Origin of the sequence: Sphingobacterium kitahiroshimense (assembly GCF_025961315.1) — a bacterium.
Taxonomy (GTDB): domain Bacteria; phylum Bacteroidota; class Bacteroidia; order Sphingobacteriales; family Sphingobacteriaceae; genus Sphingobacterium; species Sphingobacterium anhuiense.
In genome coordinates, this window is record NZ_JAOQNK010000001.1 from 1,165,137 (window position 1) to 1,188,347 (window position 23,211).

The following is a 23,211-nucleotide window of genomic DNA, read 5'->3' on the forward strand; positions in this document are numbered from 1 at the left end:
GATCTTTAATAGTCGGTACCCCATGGGAGTTCGTTTTCCGTTGCTTTGTGCAATATCAACCCCGCAAAACTGCAGATGGAAAGTAACTCTCTAATGATAAACAACTTACCACAGCCTGTCTAGATTCTTGGTCAGGTCTTGATCATAATCTTCTATTGTTTGCTTATCAATACCGTCTGTTGCTGATATGGGATCAAAATAACGCAGGACTTCTCTCCCCTCGATGGTATTGGTACTGGTAACGATCATGGTGTATGATGAATACTGTTTTAAAAGCCCGAAAATAAAGCATCGGTTTGATTAAAAAATACGGGAAGCCATAAGGATGGCATAAAAACATCTAAAGCCATTCTTGACAGAATGGCTTTAGATGTTTATTTTATATGATCTATTTGATTTATTTTACGTGTTACATTTTTAATCTTTTTATAACACGTAATTACCACGTGTTACATTTTTAATCTTTTTATAACACGTAAAACACAAAATGCTATTCATATATCAATTTATGAAGATGAGCTGCTTTGTTTAAAAAATCATATAGCTCTATATTTATATAAAAATTTTCTTTTCCAATTTTCTGTAAATAAACCAATTTGAGCGCTACCAATTGATCCAAATAACGAGAAGCCGTCTGACGGGAAATACCGAGATCCTCAACAAAAAACTCAATTTTAGTATAAGGATGCTTAAATAAGTTATTTATTAAATCTTGAGAATAAATTTTCGGGAGCTCACTTCGAATTTTATTTTTATAAAACTGCATTATTTCTTTGATTCCTTTAACAATTTCAATTGTTTGCACGGAGGTCTTTTCAACAGCATCTAACATAAACATAATCCACTTTTCCCATTCACCAGAGTCTCTTGTATATTGCAATAACTCATAGTATTGAGCCTTGTTCTGATTTATATATCTACTTAAATATAAAATAGGTAGACTTAAAAGATTTTCCTTAACCAAATATAGAATATTTATTATACGACCTGTCCGACCATTACCATCATAAAATGGATGAATGCTTTCGAACTGATGATGAATAATAGCCATTTTCACCAATGCATCTAAATCTGATTGTTCATCATTATTGATAAACTTCTCAAGGTTGGACATTAAATCTTCAATTTCAATAAAAGTCTGAGGTGGGGTATAAATGACTTCATCAGTTTGATCGTTTTTTAAAGAGGTGCCGGTAGTTTCCTAAAACCAGATCTCGTTTCCTCCAATATAGCTTGAATGGCAATAATATTATTAGAAGTTATTAACCCTTTATTAATAACTAATTCGTAACCACTTTTTAAAGCTGTCGCATAATTAAAAACTTCTTTAGCTGCATGACTAGCAAAATTATCAGTAATTGCGTCACTGCTAAAAAGTTCATCTTGCGTAGTTATAATGTTTTCAATGGCAGAACTATCTTTTGCTTCTTGTAACGCGAGTGTATTAATAATAATTTGTTGATTAGGAATGGTCTCGGAGACTCCATTCAGTTCTGCTAAAGCTTTATGAGCAGAAACTAATTTTTTTAAAACTATTTTTGTTTCGAGATCTACACTTAACGGTAAATTTGGGATAGTATAATTACTCATTACGTATTAATTAATAAAAGTCTTAAATATAGTTCTGTATCAAAAAATAAATTTAATACACGACGAGTACAACAACATCATAGTTAGCTATATTACAATCGTATAGAATACTCCTTAAAGCCATCAGTTAACACAAACTTAGTAAATATTTACGACACCATAATATCCAATAGATAGATACTGGATCCTTTACTTTATTAATAATAAGATGCTTTTATGTAGTTTTTACAGTTTGTTTTCATAATTGCGGGAGCGCCCACCGAAGAATCCCGAAGGGATCTGCGAAGCAAACAAGACTAAGCTCGCTCCGGATTGCACTCAAAGCATTGGCTCCAATAACAGCTGTTGCTGAAATGGGATCAAAATAACGCAGGACTTCTCTCCCCTTAATGGTATTGGTACTGGTAACGATCATGGTGTATGATGAATACTGTTTTAAAAGCCCGAAAATAAAGCATCGGTTTGAATAAAAAATACGGGAAGCCGTAAGGATGGTATTAAACGCATAAAGCCATTCTTGACAGAATGGCTTTATACGTTTATCTATATGATCTATTTAATTTATTTCAGCTTTTCAATCTCGTCGATGGTAAGACCGGTACCTTTTGCAATATCTGCAATAGGTAAGCCCATCTTTTTAAATTTTAAAGCTGTCTCAATGGCTTTTTTGTGTTCGCCTTGGGCTTTAGCAATTACAACTGCTTTCTTGGATGCTTGCTTAGCCTCTTTCAATTGTTTTTCTAGTCCTCCCAATTGCTTTTCTAGTCCTCCCAATTGCTTTTCTAGTCCTCCCAATTGCTTTTCTAGTCCTTCAACTTGTTCCTGTTGATACATCCGCACTGCTTCGGCATCCCATTTTCGTTTTAAACTAATATCATACATAGTTCGTTCCTCCTTTGTCAATTTTGCGTAGCTGGCCAACTGAAAGAATCGTTGAAATACCGCCGATTTCATGATCCGTGGCAAGGTCTTTAACGTAGACATATTTTTGAGCATAAAGAATACTTTATCAAGTTCGTCTTCAACCTCAGCTTCGCTTTTAACAAAGTTAATAATTTCTAAATAGATAAACCCCAAACCCTCGTAAAAAATTTGCCCTGAATCTCTATTACACAGGCAAGTATCATGAAAATAGGTTTTATGATCACCTCCTGGCATATGAAAACCATCCATCAGGACAATGGTATAAACTTCGGGAATGGCATAGCCCCAGGCTTTACGGTTTCCTTTGGGAGCCGTATCTGAAATAACCTTGCTGGCATAATAAAGCATGCGTTGCTTTAGATTAGTCTGACTGCTGGTCTGCATCTCAATGATCATCTCTTCGCCTGTACTGATCTGAACTACTAGATCAAAGATAACTTTACCGATCTCTTCGGTTGCACCGATACGCTCGGTATCTCTATACGTCAGATCAACAATGGTCTTTCGACCACGAAAAATGATGTTAAGAAAGTTGATCAGGTTGACCTTGTCTCCGAATAACCGCTTGAATCCTTCATCGGTGGTTGGATCAATAAAAACGGGCTGAACGTGATTTTTCATAATTTTAGCTTTTGCTTAAATAATTAATTACATAAAGCAAACATCAGAAAAACTAAAATTATTAGCCGGTTATTAAACGTTTGTAGTCGACAGTAGTCGTTTGTTGTCGGCTAGTGCAACTTGAATCAGTCTTTAGAAATACAACAGAAAAAAGAAAAGCCACATCTTACGACATGGCCTTACCTAAACATATGATTAAACAGTATATTACTTATACGAGTTGATCGATTGCGATATTTTCCAGTTACCGCCGTCATTGACTAAAGTCACAAGATCGGTTTTGGTAAAACCTTCAAACTGTTGGGTTACTTTTGCAACCATGAAATCACTGGATTGCTCAACAATAGTTGTGCTTGTTTTACAATTTAACTGCTCGCCTTTTTGCTTTTTCAAAAATGAAATTACTTCTGAACGGCTGTTGGTTTTATCTGTTGTGGCATGTACTTTCTGTTTAAAATCTGAAGTAAACAATTGCTCTACTCCTGCCGACTGCCCTTTTGTCATAACCGCAACGTAATGATCAATGGCCAAATCTGCTGTAGATAAATTGACCACCGCTTTTTTAGGATTTGATACCTCTGGTTTGCCCGCTGCCATACTGAATGTTGATACGGCGATCAAAGCTGCTGCTGCGAATGTTTTTGCTAAAGTTTTCATAATGTTTTTATGTTATATTGTTAGTTTTTTTTTATTTATTGATTCAAAAGTAGGGTGTAAATCGCCCCTATCTTATGGCAATTCGACTAAACCAACTAAAAACTCGGTTAATAGTGGAAATGGCTAGGTGAAGTTGTGTGGATCGGGTAAACTCTTCAGCACAAATACGGAGCTTGTTTAAATGTTTAAATCAACTCTATAATAAATCACAAAACATGCTTATATTGGGTTACTTGTTGTTATTATACGATACTAATCAAATTAAGACCAATGAAAATAGATAAAAATATGATTTTAATTTTTAATAAACAGTTTGTTACATTATCACTAATGGCAATTTTTGGATTAACAATTTTATCCTGTAACACAGATAATAAGTCTACAAATAATGAGACAATGAACGCAAACGATTTGACTTTGGGACCAGTTGTTCATGACACGCTAAATAATGACCAAATTGAAAAAATAACAAAAATTCAGATAGCCTTTTCGGAAGTAAATCCAAGCACTTTGGAAGAAACGATATCAAACTTTAAGAGAGACCAAAACCCTGATAATGAAATAGCTATTTGGCTAGCGATGGCTAGGGCATATGAAAAATTCATGTTAACACATAAAGAAATTGGTCTGGACAAAAAGAAAGAGGTATATCAAGTCATCCTGATGCGTTCAATGGAAGATGAGGAAGCGATACTTGCGAAAGCTAATTTAACATTATTGAATAATAAAGAAATAGCTGAAATATTCAGTTATTACAACTTAGAAGCAAAACCGATCGCGGTCATACAAAAATAAAAAATAGGCAAAAAGAGTTTTCTTTATTAGTGAAACATCTGAAATTTTCAAACCACTGTCATCAATGTAATTTGAATAACGTTGCCAATGCTGGACAACGATAATGCATATCTAGCAGAAACAAGGGTGAAAATTACACATGAGCAATTACGTATAAATATATTTTAACTAAATTAAAGGTATGACGGTTAAAGAACAACTACAATCTCTTAGTGGCAAGAGTTACATTGCTGAAGATGGAGAATCTTATCAAATTGAGTTACTGCCTCCCTATACTGATGAAGAAATTGAAAACTTAAAAAACCAGCTTCCAAATAATAATTTACCAGAAGAAATATATCAATTACTCTTGTATGCTCGCGGTTTTAAATTTGGACCACTTGAGAAGATTACTTTTGATACAGTGAATACCTTTGGTTTTGAAGATTTTTTCCCAAATACAATTCAACTCGCGGGAGACGGATTTGGAAATTTTTGGATTTTAGATTTAGATGAGAATGGCAAATGGGGCCATGTTTTTTATGTATGCCACGATCCAGCTGTTGTCATAAAACATTCCGAAAATCTAAAAGAATTTATTTTGCATATCGACGAATTTGGGGAAAGGGGAAAACAATCACATCTAGATCAGGTGCATGAGAAGTCCGTTTTCGATATATGGGAAAGAAACTACGGGTTGATACCAAGAGAAGCAATGCTACAATCTCATGATGACGATATAATACAATTTGCTACACTATTTCCTGAAAATTATCTATTTGCGGATTTACAAAACAAATCAAATAATTCGGGTTTTGCTTGGGGAAAATTAGGATCGGATGTGTCACATATCAAGAGACATGAGTCGAAATTAATATGGGCATTCGAAAAATTGAATAAGAAAAAGGGCTTTTTCGCAAGGCTTTTTAGTAAATAATGTTGAAAATCCAAAGTAAAAATAACCAAAACAGCGTTGATTACTTCTTGTGCTTTAAATTTATAAAGTATTTTGTAGTTCCGATTATCAATACTTTTAATCTGAACAGATATACTAATGCGCGATTTAATTCTTAATTTGCTTAGCCAATGGAAAGATTTAATGGAAGAAGAAGAATTAAACAAAAAAATATAATAGAGAACCGTAGCAGAAATATGTCGCGCATGGATTTCGAAATTCTTGTCAACTTTTATAGAATCTGTAAAAAGAAAGGAATCACAGAAAGAGAAGTTTCCTTTCTATTCGGGAAGCATGATAAGTATTTCACTGAAATTCTCAATCCATTCAACAAAGAAGATATTAAATCGGAATTTCTTGATATTTTACCAAGCATTGCCTCTACAGGTATTCAGAAAATCATTCCAAACCAACTTTTAAGTAAAGAAACTATAGATATTCAGGGTTCTTACATTTTTGAAAAAAATATTCAATCTGAATTAATCTACTATAAGTTTACTGTTTCATTTATAGACGGCACAAAAAAAAATTATAGATGGAAAATTGAAATCAATAAAGGAAATCGTGCACAGGTAAATAATGATTTATTAAAAATTTTAAAGAAACTTATCTCAAATGGATATTTTAACAAAGCTAAATATGCACTTACCGTATATCTGTTTCTTAAAGAAAAATTGAAATTAAAACTTAGTCCTCTTTCTCTCCAAATCGCTCTATCAAAACTCATCAATAAAAAGATTGATCCAGATTATGCTTTGGAAAAAGGAGTTAATAACAATAGGATCGTTTACGGTAAAGTAATGACAGCTAAAGACATCTTTTCAAATTTTTGTGAAAACAATAATATCTGGATTTCTAAATATGAACCACTGAAACATATTTCATCTTTGTTTTTTATATGGTATCAAGATATTGATCAAAATGATAAATTGCTTACATGGAAAAATGGAAAGATCCTATATGCTCACACGATTAACGATTTGCTCCAGTTACTTAAGGATAATGACAAAAGCTTTAATCCTCCTATTAATTTAGCACAATGGCTACTTAACATGAAGGATTTATTAACATCGGAAGCTATCATTTACTCGCCCAATCGAATAATGAAAGGTTTTGTAAAACAAGATATTCCAGATGATATATTAGAAGATTACGTAAATCTCATTAATGTAATTGGTGATTTAGCTTATCAGGAGAAAAAGTATGTAGAGCTCCTATCATTACACGATAGTCCAGTGCTAAAAATGGTTTGGAATTACTACAATTATCACTATCTATTCAAATCAAAAAAGAACGAAGAATTAGCGTTCGACAGAAATGAATTTAAAATTGCCTTAAAACAACTAGTTCAAAAGTTTGAGGAGTACCTTTGAATTGTTTAAATTAACTAAAAAATGAATCGGATAATCTTAATAATAGCACTAACTGTAGCATGCTTCTACAGTACAAAAGCCCAAACGGTTAATTTGGATGAGTACGAAGTATATTTGGGTGATACATTAATAGCAAAAGAAGATTTTGCAAAAGGCCAGCAACTCGATGTTTCAAAACGTGGAGAGCTTACTTTTAAACCTATCACTGATGGAATGAAAGACACCTATTATCTGAATGGAATCTTATATTCTCGCGGTAAAATAGAGAATCTGAAACAGAATGGATTATGGGAGTTTTGGCATCCAAACGGAAAAAAAGCACGGGAAGGTCAATTTGTTGATGGAAAACCTAACGGCACACACCTTTACTGGTTTCCCAATGGGAACAAAAGGGCTACAGGAAACTGGAAGAATGGCATATATGACGGTATTTGGGAAATGACAAGTGAAGATGGAAAACAGAATGCCATTCAAACTTATAAAGACGGAAAATTGATTAAATAGGCGTCTTGCTAACAAACTTGTTAAATGTAAAGTATATCATTGGTGGCGAGCAGTGTGGCTACTCCTTCTTCTCTAGAAGCAATATAAAATAGTTCTTTTTGAAAATTGTCAATTGCATTTGGCTCAACAATAATTTCCAGTTTTATTTTATTCTTTTCCTCTTGTCGATATACAGTTGGCACATCGCTCTCGAGATTTATTTCCACTCCAATATAACCACTTTTACCGATTGAATAATATTTCATAGAAAAGTAAGCATAACAGTCTTTCTTTCCTAATTCATAGAATATTGTTTCGTTATCATTCGGAAAACCTTTTAAAGTCTTCGCGAAATTAGCTAAGCATTCTGATTTATCATATACATCTGTTGTTCCAAAAAAGTTAATGTTTGACGCTGTTACCCTTAGCTCAAACATTTCGTCATCCTTCCAAATCACTTTAATTTCTAAGAACGACTTTCGATTTTCTAAGGTCATATTGTTAATTATTTATTCTAAAAAACATCACAAATGAGGTATTTTTGAGATGCTACTTCTTCTAAAAAAGAGTTTATCAAAATGGATCAGATGTCAGCCATCTTCACTTTTCTTTCTTTTTCATCACTTCTCCGCTTGATGATATTATATTGGTGAATGAGTAGTCATATACCCGGTGCGTTATTTCCATTTTCTTCAATATTGCTTCAGCATCAGTTCTAAATTCTATCCAGCTCCTGTGTTCTTCCAAATATTCCCAATCCCATATCTCACTTGGCATTTGAACGACCTTAGTTTTGAAAGACAATAGTTCTTGCTTAAGTATGCTTGGTATTAGGTTATTTCTAAATACCGTTTCGAAGCACACAGGTGTATAAGCATATTCCAATTCCTGATAAAGCTCTGTCATTGGGTCGAAAATCGGAGATGCCATAAGCTCTAGTTCTCTAGATTTATAAGTGAACAGAATAAGCGAATTAACGATATTGGTATAGTAAAACCTGACGTGCTTGTCATACTCTTCCAATTCAGACTTTGTAAATCCCAATTCATCTAGCTCATATCCTTCATAAGTTTCGGAAGCGATCAGGTCAATTTGTTCTCGGCAATAGTTTGCGTCTTCATCTAGCCCTATTTCACTAGCCAATTTGCAAAGTTCAACCCACACTTCTTTAGTAAAATGCGACGGTCCTGTAACACCCAATTCTATCAGACTTTCAATTGCAAGCCCCCATTCATCCACACGATTGTACTCTACACTTTGCTGAAAGTATTGCTTATCAGAAAATGATTCATAAAGGGAATTAAGCAGCTTTCTTAATCTCTTCTTTATCGAAGGTTTGCTATTCCATCGTTTCAAAAAATCGAATGTACCCATTTTAAAAAGAGGCATTATTATTCCCGATCAAATATGTTGATTAATGATGAATATTTCAACATTTAATTTATTTTAAATTTGCAAGTCCAGGTATCTGGAATCAATCAAGTGCCTTTTACTTATCTTCTAGAAAATAGAATTTCACCAAAAACATCTCCCTATTAAAATAGTGGACCTAACATCCCAAAGAATCAATTTCTACTAAATATTAATTCTGCTTATTAAAGAATTTCCACATATATTCATTTACATCAAATTCTTTGGATGTGAGACCGATTGGTAATCCTATATTAAAATCATCAGCTCCTGGCCAAGTATGTCCCCCGTTATCAATAGAAATCAATATAACGGACTTATTTCCATAAGTGGATTCCAAAATTTCAACTTCCGTGTGGTCATTCTTCACTTTATTAATTTTAGTGGATTTTTCGTCAGTAAATAAACTTCCTTTCCAATAGTCGTAGGAATTCATTGCTGAAGAATATCCTCCATGCTTCCCTTCATAATCAACAATTTCATCTGCTTTTCCATGTACCATTAAAACACCAATTTCATTTTTATTTTGATTATAATAAGCAACCGAATCTGGAAGTGTGGCACCTATACTTGCAACAGCCGAAAACCGATGAGATAACTCCGCAGCAATTCGATGACAAAAGAAACCACCTCTGGACAAACCCGTTGCAAAGACTTTTTTGCTATTCACGTTATAATCTTTTTCAATCTGTGTTAATAATGCATCTGTAAAACCAATATCATCTGTTCCATTTTTGTAAGACATTCCGTAACCAACATTCCAATCTTCTTTAATCCCTTTGGGATAGACTATAATAAAGCCATATTTATCAGCTGTATGATTTAGTTTGGTATACAACATCTGCTCGGCAGGTGTCATACCGCTCCCATGAAAATTGAAAACGACCGGATAGCTTTTCTGAACATCGTATCCTTTAGGAGTGTATACAATATATTTTCTCTTTGTTTCTTTGTATTGAATGGCCTTAGTTTGTGCAAAAACAAAACTTGTTAAAAATGTGAATGTTAATAATAGGGTTTTCATAATTATTTTACTTGTTTATCTTTTTTAAAATGACGCCAGCTCGACCTAAATATATTTCATGTTGATTTTTTTTTCTTTTCACATAGATAGGCTTCAATATTACCCAAAGTATTAGTAGAGAAACAAGTAAGATTGATATACTTAATAGAAGCCAATTTCGCGATAGAATGAATTCATCTAAAAAATAGAGAAGTATTGCAACTATTATAAAGCTTATACAAATACAATTGGCTACAATTTGTCTCAAAGTTTTCTTCATTTCTAGGTCTGAGACACTTGTTAAAAAATCAATATTGCTCAATAAATATTCTTTGTTTTGCTTTTTGATATTTCTCCATGAATTCATAAGCAAATAAATAGCTGTAAATAGAATTATAAATTCCGATACACTTTTATAAATACTGCTCAACTCATCAGTATAAATAACGTATCCTATAGCGAAGATTGAAAATATAATAACGCTGATACACCAGTATAATATGCTTCTTCTCCTCCGCTTTCTTAGTTGGGTAAGTTCATTTTGAAATTCACTATAGTCAACTATTAAGCTATCATCAAAGGAATGCCACATGTTTTTTATTTGTTCAAAGCCATCAGCCATTTCGTTTCATTTTTTTTGATAAAATATTTTTAATTCTGTGTATTTTCACCCTTACATTAGCGTAACTGATTCCAACAATATCCGCAATCTTTTCCTGGCCAACATCTTCAAGGTAAAGACCGATTATAATACGATCTAATTCGGCAAGTTCACTAATGCATTTATGAAGATTCACAAAATCATCTTCATAAACAGTAGTTTTTTCATCCTCTGCCTTTAGAAAGTCATAGTCAAAAACCTGCTTATTCTTTTTTTCATTTTCAATTATTCTTAAACATTTATTACTCGCAATCCTATAAATCCAACCGGATATATTTTCGGTATTTTTCAGAAATTTAAAATTTTCAAAAACCGTAATAAAAGTATCTTGTGTAACATCTTTTGCTTTATCTACATCATTAAAGTATCCAAGACAAACCCTGAATACTTTATGAGAATACATTTTATATAATTCTTCAAAAACCATCTATAATATAAATACGAAAAGTGATAGAATGTTACAACTAATAAAAACATTTAATATTGAAATAAAAATCCAGTCACTACACATTAAATCAACCATTCTCTTTTTAAGTAGTTTCAACTCCCCTACTATTACATCTGGCCAACGAGCAAAACCTTGTCTAATAATCTCTTCCCCATCAGCTATTGTAAATAACTGAGAGATACTAAAGGCAGACTCTCGGATACCGGCAATCTGTCTAAAAGTTAGTTGTGATCTACTTTTACCTGTTTTCACAGCTGAAGGAAGATTTATTATATTGTGGAAGGTCCATTTATAGAACTTTTTGTATATTGACATACCATAATATTTAGCTTTAGATATATCCAAAATGAAAAAATTATTATCTATCATAGTTTTACTTATACTGTGTCAAAGTTTAATTGCCCAAACTGCAGATGAACTAAATTCGCTTGGCATAAAATATGCTAAAAAAGATAAATCTGATAAAGCTTTTTCAGCTTTTGATAAAGCAATAAACCTAAATCCTAATTTACCTGGCCCATATGCAAATAGAGGTAACATTCATCGGTTTCGTAAAGAATTTGAGCTTGCAATAGCGGATTATTCTAAATTTTTAGAGTTATCTCCAGATAACATTGATGCGCTCTATGCTAGGGCTGGTGTTTATAAAGACGTTAAGGAATTTAAAAAAGCTATTTCTGACTATTCAAAAGTAATTGAAATAAAACCCTCCTTTGAGGATATCTTCTTTGATAGAGCATATTCTTATATAAGATTAGAAGATTATGAGAATGCAAAAAATGATCTAGAATCACAGTTAAAAATATCTCCGAAAGATTTTAAATCATTTGCCAATTTAATAAACGTTAAAAAAAAATTAAAACTATATGATGAAGCACTAGCGGATTATGAAAAAATAATTATTGAATTTCCTAATGAGCCTAATCTCCATATACTTTATAACAATCGAGCTGTTACTTATAAAGAACTTAATAGACCTGAAGAGGCATTAGAAGATATAAATAAAGCTCTAAAAATTAATAAAAATTATAGTGTGGGATACTTAACTCGAGCGGGCATTTATTTAGATCTTGAGGATAAAAAAAATGCTTGCAAAGATTTCAAAAAAGCCCTCTCTCTTGACCTTGAAAAGCATCCCAGTTTTGAAGTAGATGAAGATTTTGAAAAACTGAAATCATTATGTGATTAAATGACCTGTCGGGTTCATTAAATAAAGCAAAATTTTATACCGCTGAAGATAGAACTTTGCAAATTATAAAGTGATTATTTATTATTATGATTTCAGAGAGTAGTTTATAGTGATGCTGAATCAATACATTTAGTGGTGCTTAAGACACTCATTTTAAACGCAGCCTAAGCTTCTAAAAAAATATACAGATACCAATATTTTAGTAGTAAATCATGAAGACGCGAACCGACAAGACTATACCCATAATAATTATCTCTTATGGTTTATTTTTTATCCTTCTGCTGTTTATAAATTTAAGTTTTAAACTTACACCTTTTTCAGTAGTATGGCTCAGCTTCGGTACATTTATGATACTTTTCGGACTTTGGAAAATTGAGACATTTGAGCTTAAAGAAAATAAACTATTAAAGACAAATTTTTCAGGACTGTTTCAACGTACTATTAACTTGGAGAGTATGGTTCGTTATGACAAAAAAGTAATTGACACCAGCCACTTTAATAATCCATTTAATATAGTTAGACTTTTTTCAAGTGACAAAAAGTATCTAATATTTAGACGGATTACAATTGTAACTGATAAAGGATCCAAAATGAAACTTGACGAAAGAACAATTGAAACAGAAGATTTTAATAAATTATACACCAAAATAAAAAGTAAGAAAAACAAACGGACAGATTAATCTGCAATTGACGTCCTCCCAATTTCAGGAGTATTATAAAGTAGAAAAATTTGCTATTTTGACCTGATTTTCAATAAACATTTCAGGTGTTAAATCCCCTAAACAGCTATGTGGTCTGAAGGTATTATATTCGTCTCTCCTGAATCATAATCAAAAAGGCTTAGATTATTATTCTAAGCCTTTTAATTTTTTATAATATTTCTACTTTGTGATAGTAAACATTCTTATAGTATTGCTCGTTTTTGAATCCCAAACGATAACATTATCATGAATTAACTGTCTGCAGAAAACGCCAGCTGAATCTTCTGTAAAATAAATAGTCGATTTTATAGTATCCACTTGCTCTGAAGTCCATTTTAATAATGTGACATGCTCTTTTTCACGTTTATCAGCATTAACTGCAAAAAGCAATCTGTAATTCTTATGCACATCAGTTGGTTTAACTAACGTTGCTCCTGGATACTGTACACGTTGATTTCCGCCTAATATGTAGATTAGTTGAAGTTTATTAATATCTATTGATTTTTCAACCTTTACTGAAGGATCTAATAAATCATTACCTTGCTCATCTAATACATTAACAAGTACACTATCTTAAATATAAGGACCTACACGCGGATCCTTTTTACAACTCATAACAGACTACTATTTAATAATAGTATTATTACAAATTTCAAATTTAATCTCATTGCTTAATATTATATGTCATTTTTTTGTTATCATTATAACTAATCACACAATAGATATTGAGCAAAACAGATTCGCAATCTATCGTGAATTAAACCCCTAAACAGGATGAAATCCATTCTAATCTTTAATAAAAAACAATCTTGATTAAGGAGTGAAAAGGTTAATATCAATCTTCTTTTATAATAACTGCAATACAATTTTTATAAAAGATAACTTAGACTCTTGGCTTAATATTTTCTTCTCAAAATCGACCACAATATAAACCGAAAATTAAAGAATAAAAAAGAAAAATAGTTCTATTCACCATTAAATTCCTTCAATAACCGCTAACCTCCTATTAATCAGCTTCAGCACGGCTTCAGGTTTTAATTCTTCCGCCCGAAAACCTCGCTTATCCCTTGTGCAAGAACTACATGCTGTAGCATCAAGGTCATTGCTATTGCCACATGAGCATTCCCAAACTTCTTTATTTGAAGAGAAAAATCCTTTAGATTGTTTAACTGTAACTACTTCTTGAAATAGCTGTACCAAGCCCTCTCCTTTCAATGTCTGTAGATAGGCAATATCTTGAGCGGAATACCAGTCTTTGTCTAAGGTAAGTACCTTCAATGCTGCCTTTTTTGCCAATAAAGATCCTGCTAACAGTTTCGCCACCTGATCGTAATCGATAAGATTGGAACTGCTGATAGCTTTGCTAATGATCTTAAACTGCGCACCGGTTAAATCATCGGATAGCAACTGTCCATAGAGTATGGCTATAGGTTGAGTTTGTCCAGGAAATCAAAATAACGGAAGATCGTGCCTTGAGAATCTATATATTCTCGATCCTCCCCTGTTTCATTCATCGCTTTGAATAGCAGGGGTACAAATTCGGTCAATCGGGATGTGGCTATAAATTCGGCTGTAGCATTGTCCATGGTATAGATACCGGTATAGCGTTCCATGATCAAGCTTGCTTTGACTTTGTTCTTAATAACAGATCCATCGATATCTCCACCTACCGCTTCTGATTGTATATGTTTAATTTCATTGAGCAATACAGGAGTACCGATAGCGGTGATCATAAACGATCGGTGTTCCTTTGTCCGAGAGCTCATCAATATTGACGCTGAAGCCTACAATGGCATCTGCTCTATAGCTACGTGCATTTTGTTTTAAAGACTCCACAACGCTCTTATATAGCTCCTGTAGTTTGTTTTCATAATTGCGGGAGCGCCCACCGAAAAAGTCTACGAAGCTGGCTCCGATTTCACTCAGAGCATTGGCTCCAATAACAGCAGTTGCTGAAATGGGATCAAAATAACGCAGGACTTCTCTCCCCTCGATGGTATTGGTACTGGTAACGATCATGGTGTATGATGAATACTTTTTTAAAAGCCCGAAAATAAAAGATTGCTTTGATTAAAAAATACGGGAAGCCTTAAGGATGGTATAAAACGTATAAAGCCATTCTTGACAGAATGGCTTTATTTGGTATTTTTATGACCTATTTGATTTATTTCAGCTTTTCAAGTTATTCAATTAAAATTATCTCTTTGAGACAAAAATACTTTTACCTGCGGCATATTTGTTACTATTGGAAATCTTAAAGGGTGTATTATTCTTCCATAACATAACACTGATTGTCCCTTTTTTAGGCATTTCAAAACCTGTAATAAAAACATCATTATTGATAACCTTAATATCTATTGCACTTGCCTGCATATCATCCTGAGATAAGATTGTCTTTACGCCATTTTTCCATAGAACTGCTTTACTGTTATCAGAGGCACTAGATTGTCCTACGACATATACATCATCCTCCTTAACATAAATTGAACTTGCAAAACTAGATTCTCTATCCTTGTCAAATAGTGTCACAACACCATCTTTCCAAACAGTTGCATATGTAACTTGACCAAAAGCCCGCCATCCTACAGCATACACAGCACCGTCAGTTACAAATATCTTTTTTATGGAATTTGATTCATATATGTTTTCTTTACCTAAATCTGTCACAACACCATTTTTCCATATAAACCCACCTCGATTGCCTATATCATAATATGTACCTCCTACATATATATCATTCTGTTTGATAAAAATGGAATTAGCTTGTCCTTCTTTTGACTTATCCAACAGATTTGATGCAATGCCATTTTTCCATAATTTGGCAATATCTCCGTTAGGTGATCCTTCGTATCCCACGATATATATATCGTTGCCATCTATCCAAACTGAATTTGCCTGAGAAGAATATTTCCCATCTGTTAATTCAATTAATTCATTATTTTTCCATAAGGCTGCCACTAAATTTTTATTGTTGCGCCATATATAACCAACTAAATAAACATCTTTCCCCGATACATACATATCGCTCACGGTTGCAACGGATTTCCCATCTGTAAGATTAGTATATTGACCATTTTTCCATAATTGAACAAAAGTATTTGAACCGTTAGTTTCCGTTCCTGCAATAAAAACATCATATTGAGGATCGTGACTTTCATTTTCCTCCGAATTTGTCGATTTTTTACAACCAAAAAAACATAATAAAACAACTAGTTTTATTACTAATAATGTGGATTTCATCATATTCCTTAAAATTCTATATTGTAATCTTATTTATATTTTCAAATTCAACAATGTGGTAGATAGTATTGGTAACGATCATGCTGTATGATGAATACTGTTTTAAAAGCCCGAAATAGAAAATCTGTGTACATCTATTCAAAATCTCTAAAAAATATCATCAATTGCTAGAACTTCTTTAATATACCAACATACCATTAAAACTCATAAAAAAGAATCTTAGTGAATACTTATTTTCAAATATTCTCTTTCTCCTCAAAACTATCCAATTCTTTTTTTACTTCTTCCAAAAGTTGTTTTTCCGTTGGTAGGTAAAGTTTGTATTGGCTGGCGATGATTTGCCTCTGCTCTTCGGGTAATGTGAATTTTACAACTGTATCGTTTTTATGAGCGCACAGCAGGATACCAATGGTTGGATTTTCGTGCGATAATTTTTCTATTCGGTCGTAGTAATTGACATACATCTGCAACTGACCTATATCTTGATGGGTTAGTTTGTGCGTTTTGATTTCGATTATGACAAAACACTGCAATAATCGGTTATAAAAAACCAAATCAACAAGAAACTCATCGCCATCCAAATGAATTCGTTTTTGCCTGGAAACGAATGAAAATCCATTTCCTAATTCTAACAAAAACTCTTGTAAATGGGTAATGATGGCATTTTCTAAATCTCTTTCATAGTAAGAGGTTTCACGTTTCAAACCTAGAAATTCTAAAAACATGGGGTCTTTAATAATTTCTTTGGCATCCGATGGGAGTTTTTCATTTTTAGCAACTGCTAATACACTATCTTTATCATTACTTAATAAAAGGCGTTCGTATAGATTGCTGTAAACTTGGCGTTCCAACTGTCTTGACGTCCAATTATTTTTTATGGTTTCAGCGATATAAAACTCTCTTTTCTCCTCACTGTCAACACCTAAAAGCAATTTGTACTGTGTCCAGCTTAATTGTGCACGCAGTGCGTGCACAATTGGAAATGTCCGATAAAGCTGACGATACAAGTTGATTTGTCTTATTGAAAAACCAGTTCCAAATTCGGGCTGTAATTTTTCCGAAAGATATTTGATAAGGTAAGTACCATAATCAGCACGTTCTTTCCCATCTTGTTCTTCTTCAAAAATACGTTTACCTATATGCCAATACATCAATGTCCGTTGATGATCTACGGCACGAATCGCTTTATCTTTTGATTGTGCAATTATGGTTTTGATGTCGGTTATAATCGTTTGGTTTACGAGCATAGTATTGAAACTTCTAAGCGTTTATCAAATATACAAATTAAAGGAATACCTGTCACAATCAGTACCAGATCACTTCATTCTAATTCCATATCCAGCTCATTCTTTGATGTTGAAAAAGTAATAGAATCCTTTGACTCTTTAACGGTAACTACTTCTGTATATAGCTGTACCAAGCCCTCTCCTTTCAAAGTCTGTAGGTAGGCAATATCTTGAGCGGAATACCAGTCTTTGTCTAAGGTAAGTACCTTCAATGCGGCCTTTTTTGCCAATAAAGATCCTGCTAACAGTTTCGCCGCCTGATCGTAATCGATAAGATTGGAACTGCTGATAGCTTTGCTAATGATCTTAAACTGCGCACCGGTTAAATCATCCGACACCAACTGTCCATAGAGTATGGCTATTGCTTGATCTTTGTCCAGGAAATCAAAATCACGGAAGAGCGTGGCTTGACGGTCTTTGAATTCTTGATCCTCCCCTGTTTCATTCATTGCTTTAAATAACAAGGGTACAAATTCGGTCAATCGAGATTTGGCTATAAATTCGGCTGTAGCATTGGTCATCGCATAGATACCGGTATAGCGTTCTATGATCAAGCTTGCTTTGACTTTGTTCTTAATAACAGATCCATCGATATCTCCACCTACTTCTTCTGCTTGTATATGTTTAATTTCATTGAGCAATACAGGTGTACCGATAGCGGTGATCATAAACGATTGGGGTTCCTTTGCCCGAGAGCTCATCAATATTGACGCTGAAGCCTATAACGGCATCTGCCCTATAGCTACGTGCATTTTGCTTTAAAGACTCTACTACGCTCTTATATAGCTCCTGCTTTTGTTTTCATAATTGCGGGAGCGACCACCGAAGAATCCCGAAGGGATCTGCGAAGCAAACAAGACAAAGCTGGCTCCTATTTCACTCAGAGCATTGGCTCCAATAACAGCTGTTGCTGAAATAGGATCAAAATAACGCAGGACTTCTCTCCCCTCGATGGTATTGGTACTGGTAACGATCATGGTCTATGATGAATACTGTTTTAAAAGCCCGAAAATAAAGCATCGCTTTGATTAAAAAATACGGGAAGCCGTAAAAAGGGTATAAAACGTATAAAGCCATTCTTGGCAGAATGGCTTTATATGTTATTTTTATGATCTATTTAATTTATTTCAGTTTTTCAATCTCTTCGATGGTAAGGCCTGTACCTTTTGCAATATCTGCAATAGGTAAGCCCATTTTCTTGAACTCTAAAGCAATGGCAATTGATTCTTCTCGTTTGCCTTTTTCAATTCCAGACTGAATTCCCTTTTCGATTCCAGCTTGGATTCCTTTTTCTCTTTCTTGTCGTTTGATTGTTTCTATTACACCCATTTCATATGTAAATGATTTGTTTTTTATTGGCCATCTGGAGTATCCATACAATTTAATTATAAAATAGTGGCTGTATGGAGAGTTCGATTGTGCCTCCTGTCACTTGATAAATGTATTGATCAAAGTTACTATTTATTTCTTTATCTCGTATAAAAAGAAAACTCTTTAAAAAAACTAAAAAGCTCATTATACGATCTTTACTATACTTATTGGTCTCGATGAGCCTTCTTGCGATTGTACTACGCTGCTCTGCGAGCTCCTGCTCCGGAACCTTATCTTCATCTAAAGCTTTCTGGCATGCCAAGACAATATAAGCAAATATATTGTCCATATCGAGTAGCTCTGATTCGTCATGATCAAAAATTTGATAGCTCAGGTACTGAAAGCGTAACGACGTGCGAAAAACAGCAAAATGATATTCATCAGTACATGGCTGCGAACGTCCTCCAGTAAAAACAGCAATGGTCTCCACAGGAACACGGTAACGATCTAATAGCCTGTAAAAATACTGAAAGATACGATGTGAGAAATCGGAATCATGTCCGCCTTCGATTTCGGTATTCACTAAAATCCACTTCTCGCTTCCATCTTTTAAATAAACCTTGACCAGAAGGTCTGCCACACGCTTCCCTTTTTTACGCTCACGATAGGGAATGATCTCCAACAATTCTTTGTCCATAAATGTCAATCCACGCCCGAGATCAAAGGTAGCATCCGCATCTGGGTACATGAACCGTAAAAAATCAGGAAAATTGTCCTCAAAAATGGCTTTCAAAAGCTCATCATTCTTCTTGGCTGGCTTTAAACGTCTTGAATCTACACTCATAACGGTCTATCAATTGGTTAATAGAAATAAAGATACAAATAAAAACTAAATATATTAGCATTTTTATTTATTTTCTTGACCGTAGAAGTACGGGTGTATCGACAAAGGGGATCTTAAAAGATTGGCGTTTCTTTTCCCGAGATAGCATCAATGCTGAAAAAAGAAAAACCACATCTCATGACGTGGCTTTAACTAAACATATGGATTAAACTTCATCTACTTATACGAGTTGATCGATTGAGATATTTTCCAGTTACCGCCGTCATTCACTAAAGTCACGAGATCGGTTTTGGTAAAACCTTCAAACTGCATCGTTACTTTGGCGATCATATAGTCTGCAGACTCCTGTACGATGGTGGTACTAGTTTTACAGTTTAGCTGCTCACCTTTTTGCTTTTTCAAAAAGCTGATAACTTCTGAACGGCTGTTTGTCTTCAACTCAGAGGCTTGTACTTTTTGACTAAAATCTGCTGTAAACAACTGCTCTACTCCTGCCGATTGTCCCTCTGTCATAACCGCAACATAATGATCAATGGCGAGATCTGCTGTAGATAAATTGACCACTGCTTTTTTAGGATTTGATACCTCTGGTTTGCCTGCTGCCATAGTGAATGTAGATACTGCGATCAAGGCTGCTGCTGCGAATGTTTTTGCTAAAGTTTTCATAATGTCTTTATGTTATATTGTTAGTTTTATCTTATTTGTTGATTCAAAAGTAGGGTGTTAATCGTCCCAACCCGATGGCAATTAGACTAAACCAACTAAAAACTCGGTGAATGAAGGAAATAGATACGTGAAGTTGTAACCTATCATTTCTTTTGTTAAATTGGAAAGGATTACCAAACTAATAACGAATTAAAATATGCAAACACTAATTCACCCTGAAGATTTTATAAATAAGCGATTTGACAAAGCTTGGTTCAACTGGGATTGTTGTTAATCATTTAATTTTATGGATGATTTTCTTTTTCCTTTGATTTTATTTCTCATCTTCATAGGTACACCAATTGTCGTGGGATTATTGATATATATAATACCTAAAAAACTGGGATACCCAAGGTTTGCAAGATATCTGCTATTTACCTATGGTTTTATTTGCCTATTATTTACATGTTATCTATTTTTTAGTGATTATTTTTTTACAAAATCTGATGCGCTCAAACTTGTTGAAGAACAAGCGATAACATTAGTAGATGAATTTAAGATCAGTAACTATAACTCATCGTTTGCAATTGGTGAGAGTTATGAAACATTTACGCTTAACATCTCTAATTTGGATAAACAAAAAGCTATTTCGAAAATTATAAATTCCAAAAATTTCCATTCGAACGAAGATTCTAATCACATTGTATCTTATAATTCATTAAATCAATATTGGGGTCCAAAAATTACACAGAATTATGAAACAGAAGATGCTTATGTTAGGGAGTATTTTAAACCCAGTGGACAAAATAATTATACTCCTACTTTTAGAAAAATTACGATAAGCAAACTGAAAAATGAATTAATATATGAGGATATAGACGAATAGAATCATTCTGTAAAAACGTCTAATACTATTTAATTATATTTTTATTCAATCAAGTTTGACACCTTTGTTTATAAGCGGAAACACATTGTGCCATGGTCATGGCGGACAAAATGGACTGGAATTAGTATTTACAGCTTGGTTAGCTTTACCAATTTTAATACTATTTAGTTTTGTATTTAACCGTATATTCAAGCCAACGAATTTTTATAAAAAAAAATGAACAAATAAGAAATCACCATTGTCAACAGGCTCTTTGCGAAAGAATAAAATTGTAAGTCTTCCATATACACTTGAAAAAAAATCACTTAGTAAAAAGTATAATAACAAATATGTCCAAGACCAAATAGACAAAATTGAAAAACTTAGTGGATCGACAATTTCAATTAAGAATATAGGTAAAACAAGTTCAGAGTATAAGAAACCTTGTATATGTTGTAAATCTGAATTTTACATTCTTATCACAAACTACATTTCGATTGACTCTCCATTAACGTGTGGTACATGTAACAAATCTGTCCCAATTTATAAGCTACCAAAATTTTACGACTTTGGTTATATGCCAATTTTAAGTTGGGAAACAAACTATCAAGCTTGTGATAGCTTACAAATGAATTGTGAGGTCGGAGAACGTTGGTCTTTAAATCAGATGCAAGAAACAAAATCACCATTATCAAAGCAAGGTTTGGATATATGTAAACAAATTGAAGAACAAACGACAATTCCAACATTTTATTATTTATACAATTACAGGAAAAATAGTGGAGATGATAAAAATAGACTCTGCCCAAATTGTAAGAAAAAATGGACCTTAAAAACACAATTACATAATCTTTATGATTTCAAATGTGATAATTGTAGAATCATATCAACAATATCTACAAATACATAAATAATCCAGGACATGCTCTTCATAAACTGTATAATACTAGTTCATTGACAGCTAAAATGTATCAATCAGACCGGACAACTAATCATTTTGATGTTACTTTTTTAACGTTTTTGTAACACGTCAATAAAATACGTTAAATTTCATGCGTTTTTATAACACGTCAATACAATTTATAATCTCAATTATGAATAATCTCTTTATTATTGATTTCTAAATTATTGTATTAAAAAATAGGATGAGGACATTAATTTCATTATCTTAATAAATGAAATATAATATTATAGACTTATAATAGCTTTGCTACATATGATATTGACCAATTATACGCCTTTTCTTAAAAACTTATTAAAATACATTTCAATATTACTTTTTTGGGGTTGTCCTTTACTCTGTTTTTCTCAATATAAACTTAAGGATACCACGAAATTTGTAACAAATAATTTGCCGGCTTATGTATACAGGTTGGACCAGTATAAATATAAAAATATACCGATTATTGATAGAAAATCAATTGTAAGTACTCTGTTGCGAGAATATTACATTGATGAATTGGTCTCAGGAAATGAGACCTTAAGTAAGGATCGCTATTATGCATTGAGCCACCATCTTTCAGCCAAAACATTTAATTCGCTAAACAATCGCGATAGATTTAACTACTGTATGATGACACAAGAATACTATATGCAAAATTGTGGAAGTCTTGGTCGATTTAAATCAACAGGAATATACGGTGCTTTTTATCGATCAGATTTACCTTTAGAGTATTGGAGCGATAGACAATTACAATTTTTACATAAGAATAGAAAAGAAATCATTGGTTACGTGGATCAAATGTGGTCCGATTTAAAATTTATTGGTGATAACACAAAAGATCTATTGGTAGAATTGATCATGTGGGAGGAGATCCCCAAAATATTGCAACAAATAGAATTATCTCCTCAAGATAATAGCTTATACTCAGTATTAGTTCAGATTATGATGCGTGCAAAATTCACGATATTTGAAGCTTCAAAAATATATGAACAACTGTATGGCCCTGAGTCTTATATTGCTAGTCAGATCGCAGGTACAGAGGAAAACAGGACAGCAATAGTTGACATGGCAAAAAAATGTTATGCTGAATTGGATGTGATCCCAAATTATAATGTCCCGGTATATGTTAGGCAGTCAAGACCATCTTACTCCTCTGACGGGCTTAAGGAGGAATTGGTTACAAGAAAAAAGGATTGGCCACTAAAAAAAGTACAAACTCCTATATTTAAAATTAAATTATAACTTATTGAAATCACTCTTTATATCAAAAACAGATACTCTAAAAAGC

General features: G+C 33.2%; 32 protein-coding genes. 10 read left to right on the top strand and 22 right to left on the bottom strand.

All coding sequences use genetic code 11. From position 1 onward, the window contains the following. Window positions 1-105: 105 nt before the first annotated feature. The 6 genes from M2265_RS05255 to M2265_RS05280 all read right to left on the bottom strand — a co-directional run bounded on the left by M2265_RS05255 (window position 106) and on the right by M2265_RS05280 (window position 3,792). Window positions 106-249 carry a hypothetical protein gene (locus tag M2265_RS05255; RefSeq protein ID WP_021187894.1) on the bottom strand — a complete coding sequence of 48 codons (144 nt, stop codon included), beginning with the start codon at window positions 247-249 and terminating at the stop codon, window positions 106-108. Window positions 250-490: 241 nt separating this feature from the next. Beyond that, window positions 491-1,156 (bottom strand): Fic family protein, encoded by a 666-nt coding sequence (locus M2265_RS05260; RefSeq protein ID WP_207902509.1) that lies wholly within the window; start codon window positions 1,154-1,156, stop codon window positions 491-493. Between the two features lie 23 nt (window positions 1,157-1,179). Further along, window positions 1,180-1,590: a Fic/DOC family N-terminal domain-containing protein gene (locus tag M2265_RS05265; protein ID WP_207902508.1), complete on the bottom strand. Its 411-nt coding sequence runs from the start codon at window positions 1,588-1,590 to the stop codon at window positions 1,180-1,182. A 238-nt stretch (window positions 1,591-1,828) separates the two neighbouring features. After that, the gene (locus M2265_RS05270; RefSeq protein ID WP_165905982.1) at window positions 1,829-2,005 is read right to left on the bottom strand and encodes a hypothetical protein; all 177 of its coding nucleotides are present in this window, start codon (window positions 2,003-2,005) and stop codon (window positions 1,829-1,831) included. Window positions 2,006-2,151: 146 nt separating this feature from the next. Then, window positions 2,152-3,135 carry an Rpn family recombination-promoting nuclease/putative transposase gene (locus tag M2265_RS05275; RefSeq protein WP_132773362.1) on the bottom strand — a complete coding sequence of 328 codons (984 nt, stop codon included), beginning with the start codon at window positions 3,133-3,135 and terminating at the stop codon, window positions 2,152-2,154. Between the two features lie 207 nt (window positions 3,136-3,342). Further along, entirely contained in the window at window positions 3,343-3,792 is a 450-nt protein-coding gene (locus tag M2265_RS05280; protein ID WP_132773360.1) for a nuclear transport factor 2 family protein, read from the bottom strand. Window positions 3,793-4,062: 270 nt separating this feature from the next. On the opposite strand from M2265_RS05280, the gene M2265_RS05285 reads away from it, so the two are divergent. From M2265_RS05285 to M2265_RS05300, 4 genes are all read left to right on the top strand, one after another. Next, window positions 4,063-4,587, top strand: coding sequence for a hypothetical protein (locus M2265_RS05285; RefSeq protein ID WP_132773358.1), 525 nt, complete (start codon window positions 4,063-4,065; stop codon window positions 4,585-4,587). 181 nt (window positions 4,588-4,768) lie between these two features. Continuing rightward, the gene (locus tag M2265_RS05290) at window positions 4,769-5,503 is read left to right on the top strand and encodes an SMI1/KNR4 family protein (RefSeq protein WP_132773356.1); all 735 of its coding nucleotides are present in this window, start codon (window positions 4,769-4,771) and stop codon (window positions 5,501-5,503) included. Window positions 5,504-5,652: 149 nt separating this feature from the next. Beyond that, window positions 5,653-6,894: a hypothetical protein gene (locus tag M2265_RS05295; protein WP_132773354.1), complete on the top strand. Its 1,242-nt coding sequence runs from the start codon at window positions 5,653-5,655 to the stop codon at window positions 6,892-6,894. A gap of 21 nt (window positions 6,895-6,915) precedes the next feature. Further along, the gene (locus tag M2265_RS05300) at window positions 6,916-7,398 is read left to right on the top strand and encodes a toxin-antitoxin system YwqK family antitoxin (RefSeq protein WP_132773352.1); all 483 of its coding nucleotides are present in this window, start codon (window positions 6,916-6,918) and stop codon (window positions 7,396-7,398) included. A 20-nt stretch (window positions 7,399-7,418) separates the two neighbouring features. Here M2265_RS05300 and M2265_RS05305 read toward each other — a convergent pair whose 3' ends face one another. The 6 genes from M2265_RS05305 to M2265_RS05330 form a co-directional block, all read right to left on the bottom strand. Next, complete coding sequence (locus M2265_RS05305) at window positions 7,419-7,874, bottom strand: hypothetical protein (RefSeq protein ID WP_132773350.1); 456 nt, start codon at window positions 7,872-7,874, stop codon at window positions 7,419-7,421. A 103-nt stretch (window positions 7,875-7,977) separates the two neighbouring features. Then, window positions 7,978-8,751 (bottom strand): hypothetical protein, encoded by a 774-nt coding sequence (locus M2265_RS05310; protein WP_132773349.1) that lies wholly within the window; start codon window positions 8,749-8,751, stop codon window positions 7,978-7,980. 208 nt (window positions 8,752-8,959) lie between these two features. Next, the gene (locus M2265_RS05315; protein WP_132773347.1) at window positions 8,960-9,811 is read right to left on the bottom strand and encodes an alpha/beta hydrolase family esterase; all 852 of its coding nucleotides are present in this window, start codon (window positions 9,809-9,811) and stop codon (window positions 8,960-8,962) included. Between the two features lie 7 nt (window positions 9,812-9,818). Beyond that, the gene (locus M2265_RS05320; RefSeq protein ID WP_132773345.1) at window positions 9,819-10,412 is read right to left on the bottom strand and encodes a hypothetical protein; all 594 of its coding nucleotides are present in this window, start codon (window positions 10,410-10,412) and stop codon (window positions 9,819-9,821) included. Next, a complete protein-coding gene (locus M2265_RS05325) occupies window positions 10,405-10,878 on the bottom strand; it encodes an RNA polymerase sigma factor (protein ID WP_132773343.1) in 474 nt (157 codons plus the stop codon). The genes M2265_RS05320 and M2265_RS05325 overlap by 8 nt, the downstream gene beginning before the upstream one ends. After that, window positions 10,879-11,268, bottom strand: coding sequence for a hypothetical protein (locus tag M2265_RS05330; RefSeq protein ID WP_132773341.1), 390 nt, complete (start codon window positions 11,266-11,268; stop codon window positions 10,879-10,881). On the opposite strand from M2265_RS05330, the gene M2265_RS05335 reads away from it, so the two are divergent. Continuing rightward, entirely contained in the window at window positions 11,246-12,088 is an 843-nt protein-coding gene (locus M2265_RS05335) for a tetratricopeptide repeat protein (RefSeq protein WP_132773339.1), read from the top strand. The genes M2265_RS05330 and M2265_RS05335 overlap by 23 nt on opposite strands. Before the next feature lie 212 nt (window positions 12,089-12,300). Beyond that, window positions 12,301-12,768 carry a hypothetical protein gene (locus tag M2265_RS05340; protein WP_132773338.1) on the top strand — a complete coding sequence of 156 codons (468 nt, stop codon included), beginning with the start codon at window positions 12,301-12,303 and terminating at the stop codon, window positions 12,766-12,768. Window positions 12,769-13,764: 996 nt separating this feature from the next. Here M2265_RS05340 and M2265_RS05345 read toward each other — a convergent pair. The 10 genes from M2265_RS05345 to M2265_RS05390 form a co-directional block, all read right to left on the bottom strand. Further along, window positions 13,765-14,196, bottom strand: a complete 432-nt coding sequence (locus M2265_RS05345; RefSeq protein WP_132773336.1) for a hypothetical protein — start codon at window positions 14,194-14,196, stop codon at window positions 13,765-13,767. Window positions 14,197-14,213: 17 nt separating this feature from the next. Continuing rightward, window positions 14,214-14,522, bottom strand: a complete 309-nt coding sequence (locus M2265_RS05350) for a hypothetical protein (RefSeq protein WP_132773335.1) — start codon at window positions 14,520-14,522, stop codon at window positions 14,214-14,216. Next, window positions 14,485-14,808 carry a heavy metal-binding domain-containing protein gene (locus tag M2265_RS05355; RefSeq protein WP_132773333.1) on the bottom strand — a complete coding sequence of 108 codons (324 nt, stop codon included), beginning with the start codon at window positions 14,806-14,808 and terminating at the stop codon, window positions 14,485-14,487. The genes M2265_RS05350 and M2265_RS05355 overlap by 38 nt, the downstream gene beginning before the upstream one ends. 177 nt (window positions 14,809-14,985) lie before the next feature. Next, the gene (locus tag M2265_RS05360) at window positions 14,986-16,032 is read right to left on the bottom strand and encodes a hypothetical protein (RefSeq protein WP_132773332.1); all 1,047 of its coding nucleotides are present in this window, start codon (window positions 16,030-16,032) and stop codon (window positions 14,986-14,988) included. A gap of 233 nt (window positions 16,033-16,265) precedes the next feature. Then, window positions 16,266-17,276: a PDDEXK nuclease domain-containing protein gene (locus M2265_RS05365; protein WP_132773330.1), complete on the bottom strand. Its 1,011-nt coding sequence runs from the start codon at window positions 17,274-17,276 to the stop codon at window positions 16,266-16,268. A 74-nt stretch (window positions 17,277-17,350) separates the two neighbouring features. Beyond that, on the bottom strand, window positions 17,351-17,983 hold the full coding sequence (locus M2265_RS05370; RefSeq protein ID WP_132773328.1) for a hypothetical protein: 633 nt from the start codon (window positions 17,981-17,983) through the stop codon (window positions 17,351-17,353). A 102-nt stretch (window positions 17,984-18,085) separates the two neighbouring features. Next, entirely contained in the window at window positions 18,086-18,292 is a 207-nt protein-coding gene (locus M2265_RS05375) for a heavy metal-binding domain-containing protein (RefSeq protein ID WP_132773327.1), read from the bottom strand. 145 nt (window positions 18,293-18,437) lie between these two features. Beyond that, window positions 18,438-18,644: a hypothetical protein gene (locus M2265_RS05380; protein ID WP_132773326.1), complete on the bottom strand. Its 207-nt coding sequence runs from the start codon at window positions 18,642-18,644 to the stop codon at window positions 18,438-18,440. Between the two features lie 52 nt (window positions 18,645-18,696). Next, complete coding sequence (locus M2265_RS05385; protein WP_132773324.1) at window positions 18,697-19,470, bottom strand: hypothetical protein; 774 nt, start codon at window positions 19,468-19,470, stop codon at window positions 18,697-18,699. 216 nt (window positions 19,471-19,686) lie between these two features. Beyond that, window positions 19,687-20,136, bottom strand: coding sequence for a nuclear transport factor 2 family protein (locus M2265_RS05390; RefSeq protein ID WP_132773323.1), 450 nt, complete (start codon window positions 20,134-20,136; stop codon window positions 19,687-19,689). A 196-nt stretch (window positions 20,137-20,332) separates the two neighbouring features. Here M2265_RS05390 and M2265_RS26945 point away from each other — a divergent pair, with 196 nt between their 5' ends. The 4 genes from M2265_RS26945 (at window position 20,333) to M2265_RS05405 (ending at window position 23,165) form a co-directional block, all read left to right on the top strand. Beyond that, window positions 20,333-20,410 carry a DUF1963 domain-containing protein gene (locus M2265_RS26945; protein WP_132773383.1) on the top strand — a complete coding sequence of 26 codons (78 nt, stop codon included), beginning with the start codon at window positions 20,333-20,335 and terminating at the stop codon, window positions 20,408-20,410. 12 nt (window positions 20,411-20,422) lie between these two features. After that, window positions 20,423-21,001, top strand: a complete 579-nt coding sequence (locus M2265_RS05395; protein WP_021190178.1) for a hypothetical protein — start codon at window positions 20,423-20,425, stop codon at window positions 20,999-21,001. Between the two features lie 238 nt (window positions 21,002-21,239). Continuing rightward, window positions 21,240-21,890, top strand: coding sequence for a DUF2310 family Zn-ribbon-containing protein (locus M2265_RS05400; RefSeq protein ID WP_132773322.1), 651 nt, complete (start codon window positions 21,240-21,242; stop codon window positions 21,888-21,890). A 306-nt stretch (window positions 21,891-22,196) separates the two neighbouring features. Continuing rightward, a complete protein-coding gene (locus M2265_RS05405) occupies window positions 22,197-23,165 on the top strand; it encodes a hypothetical protein (protein ID WP_132773320.1) in 969 nt (322 codons plus the stop codon). The last annotated feature ends 46 nt before the right edge of the window (window positions 23,166-23,211 follow it).

Coding starts and splice junctions, on each gene's coding strand:
- M2265_RS05255 (WP_021187894.1), bottom strand. CDS start 249: ATGATCGTTACCAGTACCAATACCATCGAGGGGAGAGAAGTCCTGCGT.
- M2265_RS05265 (WP_207902508.1), bottom strand. CDS start 1,590: ATGAGTAATTATACTATCCCAAATTTACCGTTAAGTGTAGATCTCGAA.
- M2265_RS05270 (WP_165905982.1), bottom strand. CDS start 2,005: ATGATCGTTACCAGTACCAATACCATTAAGGGGAGAGAAGTCCTGCGT.
- M2265_RS05275 (WP_132773362.1), bottom strand. CDS start 3,135: ATGAAAAATCACGTTCAGCCCGTTTTTATTGATCCAACCACCGATGAA.
- M2265_RS05280 (WP_132773360.1), bottom strand. CDS start 3,792: ATGAAAACTTTAGCAAAAACATTCGCAGCAGCAGCTTTGATCGCCGTA.
- M2265_RS05285 (WP_132773358.1), top strand. CDS start 4,063: ATGAAAATAGATAAAAATATGATTTTAATTTTTAATAAACAGTTTGTT.
- M2265_RS05290 (WP_132773356.1), top strand. CDS start 4,769: ATGACGGTTAAAGAACAACTACAATCTCTTAGTGGCAAGAGTTACATT.
- M2265_RS05295 (WP_132773354.1), top strand. CDS start 5,653: ATGGAAAGATTTAATGGAAGAAGAAGAATTAAACAAAAAAATATAATA.
- M2265_RS05300 (WP_132773352.1), top strand. CDS start 6,916: ATGAATCGGATAATCTTAATAATAGCACTAACTGTAGCATGCTTCTAC.
- M2265_RS05305 (WP_132773350.1), bottom strand. CDS start 7,874: ATGACCTTAGAAAATCGAAAGTCGTTCTTAGAAATTAAAGTGATTTGG.
- M2265_RS05310 (WP_132773349.1), bottom strand. CDS start 8,751: ATGGGTACATTCGATTTTTTGAAACGATGGAATAGCAAACCTTCGATA.
- M2265_RS05315 (WP_132773347.1), bottom strand. CDS start 9,811: ATGAAAACCCTATTATTAACATTCACATTTTTAACAAGTTTTGTTTTT.
- M2265_RS05320 (WP_132773345.1), bottom strand. CDS start 10,412: ATGGCTGATGGCTTTGAACAAATAAAAAACATGTGGCATTCCTTTGAT.
- M2265_RS05325 (WP_132773343.1), bottom strand. CDS start 10,878: ATGGTTTTTGAAGAATTATATAAAATGTATTCTCATAAAGTATTCAGG.
- M2265_RS05335 (WP_132773339.1), top strand. CDS start 11,246: ATGAAAAAATTATTATCTATCATAGTTTTACTTATACTGTGTCAAAGT.
- M2265_RS05330 (WP_132773341.1), bottom strand. CDS start 11,268: ATGATAGATAATAATTTTTTCATTTTGGATATATCTAAAGCTAAATAT.
- M2265_RS05340 (WP_132773338.1), top strand. CDS start 12,301: ATGAAGACGCGAACCGACAAGACTATACCCATAATAATTATCTCTTAT.
- M2265_RS05350 (WP_132773335.1), bottom strand. CDS start 14,522: ATGATCACCGCTATCGGTACTCCTGTATTGCTCAATGAAATTAAACAT.
- M2265_RS05355 (WP_132773333.1), bottom strand. CDS start 14,808: ATGATCGTTACCAGTACCAATACCATCGAGGGGAGAGAAGTCCTGCGT.
- M2265_RS05360 (WP_132773332.1), bottom strand. CDS start 16,032: ATGATGAAATCCACATTATTAGTAATAAAACTAGTTGTTTTATTATGT.
- M2265_RS05365 (WP_132773330.1), bottom strand. CDS start 17,276: ATGCTCGTAAACCAAACGATTATAACCGACATCAAAACCATAATTGCA.
- M2265_RS05370 (WP_132773328.1), bottom strand. CDS start 17,983: ATGATCACCGCTATCGGTACACCTGTATTGCTCAATGAAATTAAACAT.
- M2265_RS05375 (WP_132773327.1), bottom strand. CDS start 18,292: ATGATCGTTACCAGTACCAATACCATCGAGGGGAGAGAAGTCCTGCGT.
- M2265_RS05380 (WP_132773326.1), bottom strand. CDS start 18,644: ATGGGTGTAATAGAAACAATCAAACGACAAGAAAGAGAAAAAGGAATC.
- M2265_RS05385 (WP_132773324.1), bottom strand. CDS start 19,470: ATGAGTGTAGATTCAAGACGTTTAAAGCCAGCCAAGAAGAATGATGAG.
- M2265_RS05390 (WP_132773323.1), bottom strand. CDS start 20,136: ATGAAAACTTTAGCAAAAACATTCGCAGCAGCAGCCTTGATCGCAGTA.
- M2265_RS26945 (WP_132773383.1), top strand. CDS start 20,333: ATGCAAACACTAATTCACCCTGAAGATTTTATAAATAAGCGATTTGAC.
- M2265_RS05395 (WP_021190178.1), top strand. CDS start 20,423: ATGGATGATTTTCTTTTTCCTTTGATTTTATTTCTCATCTTCATAGGT.
- M2265_RS05405 (WP_132773320.1), top strand. CDS start 22,197: ATGATATTGACCAATTATACGCCTTTTCTTAAAAACTTATTAAAATAC.